Raw genomic sequence first — 15118 nt, forward strand, 5'->3', positions numbered from 1 at the left:
AGTCGTCCTTAATCCTGAGTGTGAGAGCCGGCATTTCGCCGACCCGGTAACCCTTCACTCTAGCAACCGTCCGCCGGAGAGGGAACTGCCCGCCGGGCGACGGGGCCGTCACCTGGCCCGGTGCCCTACGACCAAGGCATCCCCCTGAAATCCCGCGAAAAATGGTAGACTCGCGAATATCTTACAGGGAGTCGGTAGCGGTCCAGGGGACGTCATGGCCAAGCGGAAGAGCGGGATTCGCCAGCGCAATGTCGAGAACATTCTGCTGGCGGCGGAGCGGGTGTTCGCCGAGAAGGGATATGCCGGTGCCTCGATGGGCGAGATCGCCCAGTTGGCCGAGATCCCCAAGTCCAACGTGCATTACTACTTCTCGACCAAGGAGGAGTTGTACCGCGAGGTGTTGCTGGGCCTGCTCGAGGTCTGGAAGCAGGACGCGCTGTGCTTCGAGCTTTACGACGACCCGCGCATCGTGCTGTCGACCTACATCCGCGCCAAGATGCTGCATTCGCGCAATCGCGCCGCCGGCTCCAAGGTCTGGGCGGCGGAGGTGATGCAGGGTGCTCCGGTGCTCGGCGACTGTTTGCGCGACAACCTCTACGAATGGGCCAAGCTCAAGGAGGCCAAGATCCGCGAATGGATCGAGGCCGAACGCATCCTGCCCGTCGACCCTTCCTACCTGCTGTACATGATCTGGGCCTCGACCCAGCACTACGCCGATTTCGACTACCAGATCTACCTGCTCAACGACGATGCCCCGCTCGACGACAGGCAGTTCGAGCGCGCGGTGCAGACCGTGACCAGCACTCTGCTGCGGGGGATCGGGTTGTCGCCGTGAGCGCCTCCTGTTCATTATGACGAAAAACCCCGGCTCGTGGCCGGGGCATCGTATCTATCTCGAGGCTGGTATCACGCCGATTCGCGGAAGGGATTGCGCGGGTCCTCGTTCCAGCTCAGGTAGGGCTTGCCGCTTTCCTGGGGGACCATGGTGATGCAGCCTTCCACCGGGCAGGTGATCTGGCACAGGTTGCAGCCCACGCATTCTTCCTCGATCACTTCGTAGCGTCGCGCACCGGCCTCGTCGACGAGCTTGGCGATCGACTGGTGCGAGGTGTCCTCGCAGGCGATGTAGCAGCGTCCGCACTGGATGCACTGGTCCTGGTCGATATGGGCGATGGTCTGGAAGTTCATGTCGAGATACTTCCAGTCGGTGGTATGGGCCACCGCCTTCCCGGAGAAGTCGCTCAGGCGTCGATAGCCCTTCTCGGCCATCCAGCGTGCCAGGCCATCCTGCATCTCTTCGACGATGCGGAAGCCGTGGAGCATGGCGGCGGTGCAGACCTGCACCGCACCGGCGCCGAGGGCGACGAACTCGGCGGCGTCGTGCCAGTTGGAAATCCCACCGATGCCGCAGATCGGCAACCCTTGGGTGGCCGGGTCGCGGGCGATCTCGGCGACCATGTTCATGGCGATCGGCTTGACCGCCGCGCCGCAGTAACCGCCGTGGGTGCTCTGGTGGCCCACGGTAGGGCGAGCGACCATGTGGTCGAGGTCGATCGAGGTGATCGAGTTGATGGTGTTGATCAGCGACACGGCGTCGGCGCCACCGCGCAATGCGGCACGGGCCGGCGCGCGGATGTCGGTGATGTTGGGGGTCAGCTTGACGATCACCGGCAGCCGCGAGTAGGTCTTGCACCAGCGCGTGACCTGCTCGATCAGGTCGGGGTTCTGGCCCACCGCGGCGCCCATGCCGCGCTCCGGCATGCCGTGGGGGCAGCCCAGGTTGAGCTCGATGCCGTCGGCGCCGGTGGCCTCGACCCGGGGCAGGATCGCCTTCCAGCTCTCCTCGACGCAGGGCACCATGATCGACACGATCAGCGCCCGGTCGGGCCAGCGCTGCTTGACCTCGGTGATCTCGCGCAGGTTGGTCTCCAGGCTGCGGTCGGTGATCAGCTCGATGTTGTTGAAGCCCAGCACCTCGCGGTTCTTGCCGAAATGCGCCGAGTAGCGCGACGACACGTTGACCGGCGCCGGGTCCTCGCCGAGGGTCTTCCACACCACGCCGCCCCAGCCCGCTTCGAAGGCGCGCTCGACGTTGTAGGCCTTGTCGGTGGGCGGCGCCGAGGCCAGCCAGAACGGGTTGGGGGACTTGATGCCGGCGAACTCGATACTCAGGTCGACGTCGGGTCGTTTGGCGATCGCTTTCATTACGCCACCTCCTGCTGGGCCATGAGATCCTGATGAATGGCCTGGGCGGCCAGCTTGCCGTGCTGCACGGCCTGGACGGTGAGATCCTGCCCCAGGGCGATGCAGTCGCCGCCGGCGTAGACGCCGGGCAGGTCGGTGCGGAAGTGGCCGTCGACGTGGACCTTGCCGCCTTCGCGTTCCAGCCCCGGGATAGCCGCCAGATGGGCCTCGTCGAGGGCCTGGCCGATCGCCGTGAAGACGCCGTCGGCGGCGATCTCCAGTGTCTCGCCGGTGTCCACGAGGGTGCCGTCGCGGGATTCGGTGCGCGCGAAGCGCATGCCGGCCACGCGGCCTTCGGCATCGAGCAGGATCTCTTCGGGACGCGCCCAGGTGACGATCTTGACGCCGTTGGCGCGGGCGATCTCCTGTTCGTGGCCGGTGGCGGGCATGGCATCCAGGCCACGCCGGTAGACCAGGGTGACCTCGTCGGCGCCGAGACGTGCCATCTGCACCGCCATGTCGATGGCGGTATTGCCGGCGCCGATCACCACGCAGCGCCGGGCCAGCGGTAGTGCGCTCAGGTCGTCGGTCTGGCGCAGCGTCCGGATGTAGTCGGTGGCCGGCATCAGGCCGGGCGTCGCCACGTCGGGCGCGCCCTCGCCGGTCAGCCCCAGGCGGCGGCTGGCACCCAGCCCCAGGCCGAGGAAGACCGCGTCGTGATCGCGCTTGAGGGTGGCGAGGTCGAGGTTGTCGCCGAGCCGCTGGCCATGGCGAATCTCGATGCCGCCGACCTCGAGCAGGAAGTCGATCTCCTTCTGCGCGTAGTCGTCGACCAGCTTGTAGCGAGCGATGCCGTATTCGTTGAGCCCGCCGGGCTTGGGGTCGGCCTCGTAGATCGTCACCCGATGACCGTGGGTCGCCAGGCGGTGGGCGCAGGACAGCCCCGCCGGGCCGGCGCCGACCACGGCGACGTGTCGTCCGGTATCGGCGGCGCGCGGGAAGGGGTGTTCGGTGAAGTGCATGTGGTCGATGGCGTGACGCTGCAGCAGGCCGATCAGCACCGGCTGGCACTCGGCGTCGTGGTTGCGCACGCAGCTCTGCTCGCAGAGGATCTCGGTGGGGCAGACCCGGGCGCAACTGCCGCCGAGGATGTTCTCCTCGAGGATGGTCTGCGCCGCGCCGTTGATGTTGTCCTCGCTGATCTCGCGGATGAAGCGCGGGATGTCGATGTCCGAGGGGCAGGCTTCGATGCAGGGCGCGTCATAGCAGTAGAGGCAGCGCTGGCTCTCGATGATCGCCTGGCGCTGGGTCAGCGGCGGGTGCAGGTCGCGGAAGTTGGCTTCCAGCGCCGCAGCGTTACGGCCGCCGTCGCCGGCTCGGGGCAGGTGATCGAGGGAATCGGTCACGGTCGGTCTCCTTCGGCGCCGCCGTTCGCTCTGGGCGACGCGGCGGGCCGGTTGTTGTCATTTTCGTTATGGGTCGTACGGGGCGTAGCGGGCGCCTCAGCGTTCCACGGCCGTGGGCGCGTTGCGCTCGGCGCGCTTCTTGAGCACGTCGAAGACCCCCGGATAGGCCGGGCGCTCGAGGTAACGGCCGGCGCCGCGCTCGGCGCGCAGGTCGCCGTCGCGCCACACCCACTTGCCCTGGCTGACGGTATGGCGGGGGATGCCGGTGACCGTTCTGCCCTCGAAGATGTTGAAGTCGACGTTCTGGTGATGGGTCTTGGCCGAGATGGTGCGAGTGCCGTTGGGGTCCCAGACCACCAGGTCGGCGTCGGCGCCTTCCTGGATCGCCCCCTTGCGCGGGTAGAGGTTGAAGATCTTGGCGGTGTTGGTGGAGGTGACGGCGACGAACTCCTGCATCGAGATGCGTCCGCCGCCCACCCCGGCGTCCCAGAGTACCGCCATGCGATCCTCGATGCCGGCGGTGCCGTTGGGGATCTTGGTGAAGTCGTCCTTGCCCATCATCTTCTGATCGGCGCAGAAGCAGCAGTGGTCGGTGGCGGTGGTCTGCAGGTTGCCGGACTGCAGGCCGGTCCAGAGTGCCGCCTGGTGCTCGGGACTGCGGAAGGGTGGGCTCATCACGTGGCCGGCGGATTGCAGCCAGTCCTTGCTGCGATAGACGCTGTCATCGATCAGCAGGTGCCCGGCGAGCGCCTCGCCGTAGACCGGCTGGCCCTGGCGGCGCGCGTAGGTGATCTCGTCGAGGGCATCCTTGCACGAGACGTGCACCACGTAGATCGGTGCGCCCAGCGTGCCGGCGATGCGGATCGCGCGGCTGGCGGCCTCGCCCTCGACCTGTGGCGGGCGCGACAGCGGATGGGCCTCGGGCCCGCTGAGCCCCTGGGCGAGCAGCTTCTGCTGCATGTGATGGACCAGCTCGCCGTTCTCGGCGTGCACCGTGGGCACGGCGCCGAGTTCCAGGCAGCGGGTGAAGCTGGCCACCAGGATGTCGTCGGTGGCCATGATGGCGTTCTTGTAGGCCATGAAGTGCTTGAAACTGTTGACGCCGTGCTCGCGTACCAGGGTGCCCATGTCCTCGTGAACGCTGTCGTCCCACCAGGTGATGGCGACGTGGAAGGCGTAGTCGCTGGCCGCCTTCTCGGCCCAGCCGCGCCAGGTCTGGAAGGCCTCCATCAGCGGCTGGCCGGGGCTGGGAATCACGAAGTCGATGATCGAGGTGGTGCCACCGGCCAGCCCCGCGGCGGTGCCGGTGTAGAAGTCCTCGCTGGCCACTGTGCCCATGAACGGCAATTGCATGTGGGTATGCGGGTCGATGCCGCCGGGCATCACGTACTGGCCGCCGGCGTCGATCACCTCGGCGTCGCCCGGGACATCCAGGTCGGGGCCGACGGCGGCGATCTTGCCGTCGACGCAGAGCACATCGGCGCGGTAGGTGGCATCGTGGGTGACGACGGTGCCGCCACGGATCAGGAGGGTCGCCATGATCTTGGAACCTCTTGGAGTTGTTTGGCCGTTGGGATCAGCACGAGGGGCGCCGGAAGCGTGGCGAACGCAGCCCGTTTCCGGCGGGCCTCGTCATTCGCCGTCGGTGAGGCGCGCGTAGGTTTCCGGCCGGCGGTCGCGGAAGAACTGCCAGGTGTTGCGCACCTCGCGGACCATCGCCAGATCCACCTCGTGGATCAGCAGCTCGTCTTCCTTGTCGCTGGCCTGGGCCTCGATCTGACCGCGCGGATTGGCGATGTAGGAACTGCCGTAGAACTCGCCGATGTTCCAGGGTGCCTCGCTGCCGACCCGGTTGATGGCGGCGATGAAGCAGCCGTTGGCCGCCGCCGAGGCGGGCTGTTCGAGTTCCCACAGATATTGCGAGAGGCCGGCCACGGTGGCCGAGGGGTTGAAGATGATCTCGGCGCCGTTGAGCGCCAGGGCCCGCCAGCCTTCGGGGAAGTGACGGTCGTAGCAGATGTAGACGCCGATCTTGCCGTAGGCGGTGTCGAACACCGGCCAGTCGGACTTGCCGGGCTTGAAGAAGTATTTCTCCCAGAAGCCGGCGACCTGGGGAATGTGCGTCTTGTGGTACTTGCCGAGATAACTGCCGTCGGCGTCGAAGACCGCGGCGGTGTTGTAGTAGATCCCGGTCACCGTCTCTTCGTAGATCGGCACGACGATCACCATGCGGTGCTTGGCGGCGAGTTCCTGCATCATCCGGCAGGTCGGGCCGTCGGGCACCTTCTCGGCGGCGGCATACCACTTCTTGTCCTGGCTGGGGCAGAAGTAGGGCTGGTTGAACACCTCCTGGAAGCAGAGCACCTGAACGCCGTCGGCGGCGGCCTTCTCGATATAGGGCAGGTGCGCCTCGTTCATGGCGTCACGGATGGCTTCCGGCGCCAGGTCGGTGCCGGTCTTCAGGGCCATCTGGATCAAGCCGATCTTTACCTTTTGCATGCACGGTTCCTCGTTGCGAGTGTCTTGTTGTTGGACTGCCTGAAACCTGACAGCAGAGACAGGATAAGAATGAAGCTAGTCGCTGTTTAGGATGTCTAGCAAGGATTTTTTGAAAAATATTCAGAGGCTTTTAAAAACAATTGTTTAGTGTTCTTCGGGCGCGCTTTCACCAGTTTGGTGATGCCGTGCACTAGATTCTGCGTTTTCTATATTTTCTTGTTAATCAGTATCTTGAGATTGTATTGAGCGCCAGTTGAGCACCGGGCTGCGCGGATTGTGCACTACTTTGGAAATTGACTAGAGTGTCAGGGTGTTTCGATACCTGTCCTGGCTTCTCCGCAACGGGTCTGTCGGGGCGGCGGGGTTTAAACCTGACACTCGAGGCAGGTTTTTGAGGTTAGAAAAAACAATGACTTGTGTCGCCGATGACCCGCGGCGGCGCGGAAAACGACAACAATGTATCGACCCGGCGCGCCATTCGGGCACGTTTCTTGCGAAGCGAATGCCAGCCCCGTCGGGGAGACTGGATAGCCATACGAGGAGACAACAACAATGACCGAAGCGACATCACGTGCCGTGCGGCGCGGCGAACTCGTCGAACTCGAGGTCGGCGAAGACGTCCGCGACAGCTCCCGCTTCAATGAGGACATCGCGCCGACCCGCCTCGAGGAACGCACCTGGTCGCGATGGAACGTCGCCGCGCTGTGGGTGGGCATGGCGATCTGCGTGCCCACCTATACCCTGGGCGGCGTGCTCACCGCCTATTTCGGTCTCAGCGTCGGCGAGGCACTGCTCACCATCCTGCTGGCCAACATCGTGGTGCTGGTGCCACTGACCCTCAACGCCTTTCCGGGGACCAAGTTCGGGATTCCGTTCCCGGTGGTGCTGCGCTCGTCGTTCGGCATTCGCGGCTCCAACGTGCCGTGTCTGATCCGTGCCCTGGTGGGCTGTGGCTGGTTCGGCATCCAGACTATGTTCGGTGGCCTGGCCATCCACCTGCTGCTGTCGGCGATCTTTCCGCCCTGGCGGGCGCTGGACGGCGTCGGCGAGGTGATCGGCTTCTTCCTGTTCGGGGCGATGAACCTCTACGTGGTGATTCGCGGCGCGGAGTCGATCAAGTGGCTGGAGACGCTGGCCGCGCCCTTGCTGCTGGCGGTGGGGATCGGGCTGATGGTGTGGGCGATGCCCCACGTCTCGATCGACGAGCTGATGAGCCAGCCGCCGTCACGCCCGGAGGGGGCCTCGGTGTTCGGTTACTTCTTCGCCGGACTGACCGCCATGGTCGGCTTCTGGGCCACGCTGTCGCTGAACATTCCCGACTTCAGCCGCTTCGCCAAGAGCCAGAAGGACCAGATCGTGGGTCAGATCATCGGCCTGCCGCTGACCATGTTCTTCTTCGCCGCCCTGGGGGTGGTGATGACCGCGGCCTCGGCTTCGCTGGTCGGCGAGACGGTCTCCGACCCGGTCAGCCTGATCGGCCACATCGACAGCCCCGTGTGGGTGGTCATCGCCATGGTACTGATCATCGTCGCCACGCTGTCGACCAATACCGCGGCGAACATCGTCTCGCCGACCAACGACTTCCAGAACATCGCTCCCAAGCTGATCAACCAGACCCGCGGCACCTTGCTGACCGGCCTGGTCGGCGTGCTGCTGATGGGCTACGACCTGCTGCAGAAGGCCGGGCTGATCGATTCCGGGGTGACCCTGGAGAGCCTCTATTCCAACTGGCTGCTGGGCTATTCGAGCCTGCTGGGGCCGATCGCCGGGATAATGGCGGTGGACTATTTCCTGATCAAGCGTCAGTGGCTCGACGTCGCCAGCCTCTACAAGGACGGCGCGGCGTACCCGGCCTACAATCCGGCCGGATTCATCGCCTTTCTGGTGCCGGTGGCGCTGACGGTGTTCTCGCTGGCCACCGGGGCCTGGACCTGGTTCTACGACTACGGCTGGTTCACCGGCTCGGCGCTGGGCGCAGTGGTCTACTACGTTGCCAGCCAATGGCTGGCCGGGCCGGTCGTCGCCGAGCCGCCGGCGGTGGCCGAGAAGGCCAAGCCCTGACCCCTTCGATGTGTAAAAGCGCCAACGCCCGGCACTGAGCCGGGCGTTGCCTTGCGGGTTACGGTCGATATCCTTGATGGGGCATGTGACGGGCGTCTTTTCCCGGGACAAGGGCGGGAAAATCCTCTGTCCGAGCGAGGCGTTCAGCCCCAGCAGCGTTCGAGACCCTCCTCGATACTGATGGAGTCGACGCCCTCGACAGGGTGGTCGGTGACCAGGTTGACGCCAGTGTTGATGAAGTCCAGCCCCGGACTGTTCTGGGGTTTCTCGCCGGTCTCGACATAGGTCTTGACCGCTTCGATGCCCTTCGAGGCCATGAGCAGCGGGTACTGCTGCGCCGTGGCGCCGATGACGCCTTCCTGAACGTTCTTCACGCCCGGGCAACCACCATCGATGGACACGATGGTGGCCTGATCCTCCAGGCCGGCCGCCTCGAGTGCCTGATAGGCCCCGGCGGCGGCGGGTTCGTTGATGGTATAGACCAGATTGATGCTCGAGTCCTTCTTCAGCAGGTTTTCCATGGCCTTGCGCCCGCGATCCTCGGCGCCGTAGCTCACGTCGTGGCCGACGATGCGCGGATCGGTTTCGTCACCCCATTTGTTCGGGTCCTTGACGTCGATGCCGAAGCCCTGCATGAAGCCCTGGTCGCGCTGCACGCCCACCGACGGCTGGCTGACGGCCAGATCCAGAAAGGCGATACGGGCTTTCTCGTCGTCCACACGTTTCCTGGCCCATTCGCCGATCAGCTTGCCGGCCTGGACGTTGTCGGTGGCGAAGGTCGCGTCGGCCGCGCTGGCCGGTTGCAGCTTGGTATCGAGCGCGATGACCATGATCCCGGCCTGACGCGCTTTGCCGATCGACGGAAAGATCGCCTTGGTATCGGACGGGGTGATCAGAATGCCGTCGACGCCCTCGTCGATGCAGGATGCGATGGCGGCGACCTGGTTCTGGTTGTCGCCGTCGTACGTGCCGGCATAGGTTGTCAGATCGACTCCCAGTTCTTTCGCCGTCTGTTCGGCGCCCTTCTTCATGGTCACGAAGTAGGGGTTGGTATCCGTCTTGGTGATCAGACAAGCGCTGACGTCCTTGGCAAGGGCGGGCGAGGCGAGTAGTGCGGCACTCAGCGCCCCGCAGGATGCCAGGGTTTTGATCCAGATTCTGTTCATTGAAGGGCTACTCCTGCGTCGCGAATCGCGTTTTATCGTTTTATGACGGCGGCGCGGCCGAGCATGGCGGGAAGCCGGAAACCGTGCGCCGTGCTTTCGATTGGGCGAGATGAGGAAAAATCTGTAAATGCATCAAAGGTCTAGTGCTTTTTGACCACCCCGGTTCGCCGACGCCCGGTCACGTGCCGGGGCGTCGGCGTCGCAGCGCCACCGATAGCCCGCCGCCTGCAGGTGGAACAGCGTTGCGGAGCGGGCCGGCGTGGCAGGATCGGGAATTCAGCGCAGCGACAACGCGCCGGGGGCGGCCTCGCCGTCGGCGGCCGCGCGGTAGGCCGCGTCTTCCTCGGCCAGCACCTGCGGTGAGAAGCGCACCAGGAAGGTGAAGAAGGCGGCAACCATCACCGCCATGCCCAGGTAGAGCAGGCCCTGCTGGTAGGTCAGCGTCTCGGCGCGGAACAGGAAGCCGGCGGCCACCGCCCCGGCGTTGCCGCCCGCACCGACGATGCCGGCCACCGCTCCCAGCGCCTTCTTGTTGATGAAGGGCACGACCCCGAAGGTGGCACCTTCGGCCATCTGGGTGAAGAGGCTGAACACCAGCATGATGCCGATGGCCACGGCGAGGGTCTCCATCTGGGCGAAACCCATCAGCGCGATGCCTTCGCAGAACATCGCGATGAACAGCCAGCGCACGCGTCCCTTGAGGCCGCCATTGCGGGCGAACAGATCCGAGAACACCCCGCCCAGTGTCCGCGCGAACAGGTTCATCAGGCCGAACAGGCCGGCGATCAGGCCGGCGGTGGCCAGGTCGAGTTCGAAATTGTCGAAGAAGTAGATGGCGGCGATGTTGTTGATGGTCAGTTCGACCCCGAAGCAGGCCGCATAGACCACGAACAGGGCCCAGACGCGGACATCCCTGGCGGCGGCGCCGAAGGTGCTGCGCATGCTGTATTCGCGTTCGCTGCGCGGCAGTTCGCCGCGTTCACGCAGCTCACTGAAGTTGCCGTCCGGGGCGTCCTGGGTGAAGCGGTAGTAGGCGATGCCGGTCAGGAACAGCACGATGCCCGGCACGACCATCGCCAGGCGCCAGCCCAGGGTCTCCTCGACGCCCAGCATCATCACCGCGGCGAAGATCAGTGGCATGACGATCTGGGTCGTGCCCCCGCCCAGGTTGCCCCAGCCGGCGGTGGTGGCGTTGGCGGTGCCCACCACGTTGGGGCCGAACATCACCGAGGTATGGTACTGGGTGATCACGAACGAGGCGCCGATCGCGCCGATCGCCAGGCGGGCAAGGAAGAAGCTCTCGAAGCTGTCGGCGAGACCGATCAGCATCACCGGCAGCGAGCCCAGGCACAGCAGCCAGGTGTAGGCCTTGCGCGGGCCGATCTTGTCGCACAGCACACCGATCGCCAGGCGCACGATGACGGTGATCGCCACCGAGGCGATGATGGTATTGCCGATCTGGGTCTTGGTCAGGCCGAGATCGTCGCGCACCACCGCCATCAGCGGGGCGATGCCGAACCAGCCGAAGAAGCAGATGTGGAAGGCGAACCAGGAGAGGTGGAAGGCGCGCATTTGCGGGGTCTTGAGACTGAACAGGCGGATCCTGTTGGCCTTGTTGCGAATGTCCATGGGACAGCCCTCATCGAGTGGTTTCGAACACGGAGTCGTGGGCCTTCGCCGTTGAAGGTCCGGGTTCGACGCACTCGTACTCGCGAGGCAAGCCTGGTCCACGTCAGTCTGCCAAGCCCCGATGCAGAAGCCGTGCCAATCGATGCGAGGTGCGATATTTCAAGCGCTTGGGCCGGCCGAAGCGGCTCTCGCCGGTGTCGTGGAGCGCCGCTTTGGGGCACCCATGACCGGAGTTGCACCCGAACGATGCACCCGGACGAGACGCCGGCGCCGATAAGACGCCCCGATCGGGCGGTGACATGCTGGCGCGATTACTGCATGAAGACTGGATGGACGGAGGAAGCAGGGCATCCCTAGCAGAGGAAGGGGCATGACAATCAGGATTCTGATCGTGGATGCCAAGGCCGAGCGGTCCCGGGAGCTCGATCGGGCGCTGGCCGAGGCAGGGTTCGAGGTGGTGACCATCGTCGACGAGCAGGACGATCTCTATGCGACCATGGCGCGCACGCAGCCGGACGCGGTGATCGTCGACGCGGCGCTGCCCGGGCGCGATACCCTCGAGCACCTGGGCCAGCTCGGCAAGCGCTATCCCAAGCCGATGATCATGCTGGCCGAGGAGGAAACGCCGGAACTCACCCAACAGGCCGCCCGGGCCGGGGTCAGCGCCTATGTCGTCGACAGCGTGATGCCGGCGCTGGTGCGCTCGATGGTCAACGTGGCGATCGCCAGCTTCGAGTCGCATCGCGCGCTCAAGGGCGAATTGAGCCGTACTCAGGAAACCCTGACTCAGCGGCGGACGATCGACCGGGCCAAGAGTCTGATCATGGAAAACCGCGGCATCGGCGAGGAAGCCGCCTACCAGTATTTGCGCAAGACGGCCATGAACCGGCGCATGACCCTTCACGAACTTGCCCGGGAACTGCTCGCCGCGACCGGCAGGCAATCATCATAGGAGACAGGCATGAACGCGATCCCGGCCGATGGCCCGTTCACCGCGCCCGAGCGGCGGCAAGTCACGCTGGGCATGTTGCCGCTCAACGATGCCGCGCCGCTGGTGGTGGCACTCGAGGAGGGCTTTTTCGCCGAGCAGGGGCTCGAGGTGACGCTCGTCGTCGAGTCGTCCTGGGCGAGTCTGCGCGACGGCCTGCAACTGGGGCTGCTCGACGCTGCCCAGATGCTGGCGTTGATGCCGCTGGCGTCGACGCTGGGGCTGGATGGCCGGCCGACCCCGGTGCTCTCGGCGTTGACGCTCAATCTCGGTGGCAACGCCATTACCGTCTCGCCCGAACTCCATGCGCGCCTGCTCGACGTGGCGCCGCACGGACTCGACGCGCCACTCGAACAGGCCCGGGCCCTGGCGCGGGTGGTCGCGGCGCGCCAACGGGCCGGCGAGGCACCGTTGCGCTTCGCCAACGTCTACCCGTTCTCGTCGCATCGCTATCTGCTGCGCTACTGGCTGGCCGCCGGTGGCATCGACCCCGATCGCGATCTCGATCTGCGGGTGGTACCGCCGCCCCAGATGGTCAGTCAACTCGAGGCGGGCCGCCTGGACGGCTACTGCGTCGGCGAGCCCTGGAACCGCCTGGCGGTCAGTCGCGGCTCGGGGGTGGTGCTGTGCGACAGTTTCGCCATCTGGGGCGCCAGTCCGGAGAAGGTGCTCGGTGTGCGAGAGGCCTGGGCCGACCGCTACCCGGCGACGCACCGCGCTCTGCTGAGGGCCCTGCTCGCGGCCTGTGCCTGGCTCGATGATACGCCGGCGCACCGCGAGCGGGCCGCGCGACGGTTGTGCATGGGCGGTTATCTGGACGTCTCGCCGCTGGTGGTCGAGGAGGGCTTGCGACTGCCGACTCAGACGGCTTCGTCGTCGGGCAGGACGCTCTTTCACCGCCACGCCGCCAACTTTCCATGGCGCTCGCAGACCCGCTGGTATGCCGCTCAGATGCAGCGCTGGGGACACCTGGACGCGTCGCTCGATCTGGAGGTGGCCCTCGCGGGCTGCGTGCGTCCCGACCTGTACCGCCAGGCGGCGGATGAACTGGCACTGTCGTGCCCGCTCAGTGATGTCAAACCGGGTGGCGAGGGCGCTCACGCCGGGCCCTGGACGCTCCCGGGAAGTCGTGGCGATATCGCCATGGCGGCGGACCGCTTCATCGACGGTGAGGTGTTCACCGCCTGATTGCAGGGTGGCGTGGCGGCAGAGACGACGAGGCCCCGCCATGGCGGGGCCTCGTCGTGCTGGTCATCCAGAACCGAGGGGTTAGATATCGTCGGGACGATGCTTCGACGGGGATACCTTCGCCAGCTGGCCGTTCTCGCGATCCTCGAGCTTGGCCAGCAGCTCCTTGGACTGCTTCTTGAACGCCGCGAGCGCCTTGCCGGACAGGTTCTTGCTCTCGGGCAGCTTGACGCGCATGGCATCCACCGGGCGATTGTTGACGATGATCTCGTAGTGCAGGTGGGGCCCGGTACTGCGCCCGGTGTTGCCCGACAGGGCGATCTTCTCGCCCATGTGGATGCGCTGCCCCTCCTTGACCAGGGTCTTGGAGAGGTGCATGTAGCGGGTCTTGTAGCCGTTGTCCTGACGAATCACCAGGTAGTTGCCGGCGCCGCCGCGCTGATAGGCGGCCTTGACCACGCGGCCGTCGGCCGGCGCGCGCACGGGCGTGCCCCGGGGCATGGCGAAGTCGGTGCCGTAGTGGGGCGAGACGCGCCCGGTCACCGGGTTGACGCGACGCAGGTTGAAGGAGGAACTGATCCGATAATGCCCGTTGAAGGGGTAGCGGTCGAAGGCCGGGTCGAGGCTGTGGCCGTCCGGGGTATAGAAACGATCGTCGTCGTCGTTGCGGACCACCGTGAGGTCGGTACGCTGGCCCTCGTAATGGGCGGCGAGGATGCGCGAGTCCATGGCCTGGCCGTCGACCATGTCGGATTCGACCAGTACCTGGAAATGATCGCCGCGACGGGCGTCGCGGCGGAAGTTGATCTTCTTGGCCAGCAGATTGGTCAGATCGGCGACATCGCCGTTCGACAGCCCGGTGGCCTCCGCGGAGCCGGCGAAGCTGCCGCTCACGGTACCGGCGAACAGCCGCTGGGTGGCTTCGGTGGCCTTCTCGACGGTGGCGACGTCGAACGGTGCGTCGCCGCCGTCACGCTCGATCAGGTAGCCCTCGCGGGCGTTCTTCATCACGCGCAGGGCCAGCAGGTGGCCGTTCTCGTCGAGCTTGAAGTCGAGGTTGTCGCCGACCCGCCAGCGCGTCAGGACCTGCTTGTCGGGCAGCTCGTCGAGCAGGCCGATGACCTCGCTGTAGCCCAGGCCGAAGGTGCGCTGGGCCATCACCGCAAAGGTATCGCCGGGCTGGACGGTGTAGGTTTCCCACTGGGGAACGAAGACTTCCTTGGCGGCCAGCTCGTTGGCCAGGTCCACATCGCCATCGTCCAGCACCAGCGGGTCGGAGGAGAAGACGTCCTGGTCACTGCCGTCCATGTCGGTGGGTGTGCTGCGGGCCAGTTGCAGGGCGACTTGCAGCACATCGTTGCCGATGGACGCCGGGGAGGCGATGGTATCGGCCCGGGCCACGTCGGAACTGCCGGCCGGCTGCAGCGGTAGCGGGTCGGCTGTCGGTGGCAACTGGGCGGCCTGCGCCTGCTGGATGAAATCGATGTCGACGATGCCCTGCGGGGCCAGGTCGGCCAGCGGGATCTCGTCGTCGGGGGAATTCGCTGCGGCCGGCTGCAGCGCGGCGACCGGTGGCGTTTCGGTGGCGGAAACCGTCGCCACGCTGTTCACGGAATCAGAAGTGTCACTCGACGCGGGGATGCCGACGGCCAGATTGACTTGACGGGAGGCCTCGGTATTTCCGGTGTCATCGAATGCGGCAAGAATCTTGTGCGTGCCCAGCACGGTGACCATGGTGGCAACGGGAATAAGCAGCAACTTGTGCGTGCGGGGCAGCGAATGAAGGATTCGCAACATATAAAAAGGGCTCGGGTGCATGACGATTGACAGAAACCGAATGCACCTTAACCCATGCCCTACGGCATGCCTACCCTGTATGGCCATACAGGGTATTAAGCTGACCACCAACGGCTACATGAGGTTACTCATTGTCACTCCCTGTGACTGATGGGTTGCGGCAAATCCCTTTGCCTTTACTGTACAAGACGAACGCCGTT

Annotated in this window: 11 protein-coding genes; 4 read left to right on the forward strand and 7 right to left on the reverse strand. The window is 65.5% G+C overall.

Annotation, left to right across the window (positions count from 1 at the left end; genetic code table 11):
- The first annotated feature begins 214 nt into the window (after positions 1–214).
- Positions 215–835, forward strand: coding sequence for a TetR/AcrR family transcriptional regulator (locus tag KGR00_RS15290; protein WP_224419542.1), 621 nt, complete (start codon positions 215–217; stop codon positions 833–835).
- Positions 836–906: 71 nt separating this feature from the next.
- Here the strand turns inward: KGR00_RS15290 and preA are convergent, their stop codons facing one another.
- From preA to KGR00_RS15310, 4 genes are all read right to left on the reverse strand, one after another.
- Positions 907–2205: an NAD-dependent dihydropyrimidine dehydrogenase subunit PreA gene (gene preA, locus KGR00_RS15295; RefSeq protein ID WP_224419543.1), complete on the reverse strand. Its 1299-nt coding sequence runs from the start codon at positions 2203–2205 to the stop codon at positions 907–909.
- Positions 2205–3590 carry an NAD(P)-dependent oxidoreductase gene (locus tag KGR00_RS15300; protein WP_224419544.1) on the reverse strand — a complete coding sequence of 462 codons (1386 nt, stop codon included), beginning with the start codon at positions 3588–3590 and terminating at the stop codon, positions 2205–2207. The genes preA and KGR00_RS15300 overlap by 1 nt, the downstream gene beginning before the upstream one ends.
- Before the next feature lie 96 nt (positions 3591–3686).
- Complete coding sequence (gene hydA, locus KGR00_RS15305) at positions 3687–5129, reverse strand: dihydropyrimidinase (protein WP_224419545.1); 1443 nt, start codon at positions 5127–5129, stop codon at positions 3687–3689.
- Positions 5130–5222: 93 nt separating this feature from the next.
- Complete coding sequence (locus tag KGR00_RS15310; protein WP_224419546.1) at positions 5223–6089, reverse strand: nitrilase-related carbon-nitrogen hydrolase; 867 nt, start codon at positions 6087–6089, stop codon at positions 5223–5225.
- A gap of 552 nt (positions 6090–6641) precedes the next feature.
- Between KGR00_RS15310 and KGR00_RS15315 the strand changes: the two genes are divergently transcribed.
- Entirely contained in the window at positions 6642–8150 is a 1509-nt protein-coding gene (locus KGR00_RS15315; RefSeq protein WP_129139953.1) for an NCS1 family nucleobase:cation symporter-1, read from the forward strand.
- A 143-nt stretch (positions 8151–8293) separates the two neighbouring features.
- On the opposite strand, the gene KGR00_RS15320 is transcribed toward KGR00_RS15315, so the two are convergent.
- Complete coding sequence (locus tag KGR00_RS15320) at positions 8294–9316, reverse strand: sugar ABC transporter substrate-binding protein (RefSeq protein WP_224419547.1); 1023 nt, start codon at positions 9314–9316, stop codon at positions 8294–8296.
- 276 nt (positions 9317–9592) lie between these two features.
- Positions 9593–10945, reverse strand: coding sequence for an MFS transporter (locus tag KGR00_RS15325; RefSeq protein ID WP_224419548.1), 1353 nt, complete (start codon positions 10943–10945; stop codon positions 9593–9595).
- 370 nt (positions 10946–11315) lie between these two features.
- Here KGR00_RS15325 and KGR00_RS15330 point away from each other — a divergent pair, with 370 nt between their 5' ends.
- Positions 11316–11897: an ANTAR domain-containing protein gene (locus KGR00_RS15330; protein WP_224419549.1), complete on the forward strand. Its 582-nt coding sequence runs from the start codon at positions 11316–11318 to the stop codon at positions 11895–11897.
- Between the two features lie 9 nt (positions 11898–11906).
- A complete protein-coding gene (locus KGR00_RS15335; protein ID WP_224419550.1) occupies positions 11907–13121 on the forward strand; it encodes a CmpA/NrtA family ABC transporter substrate-binding protein in 1215 nt (404 codons plus the stop codon).
- A gap of 81 nt (positions 13122–13202) precedes the next feature.
- Here the strand turns inward: KGR00_RS15335 and KGR00_RS15340 are convergent, their stop codons facing one another.
- The gene (locus KGR00_RS15340) at positions 13203–14918 is read right to left on the reverse strand and encodes a peptidoglycan DD-metalloendopeptidase family protein (RefSeq protein ID WP_224419551.1); all 1716 of its coding nucleotides are present in this window, start codon (positions 14916–14918) and stop codon (positions 13203–13205) included.
- Positions 14919–15118: the final 200 nt, after the last annotated feature.

The sequence above is a fragment of the Modicisalibacter sp. MOD 31.J genome, from assembly GCF_020147985.1.
In the GTDB taxonomy this organism is placed as follows: Bacteria; Pseudomonadota; Gammaproteobacteria; order Pseudomonadales; family Halomonadaceae; genus Modicisalibacter; species Modicisalibacter coralii.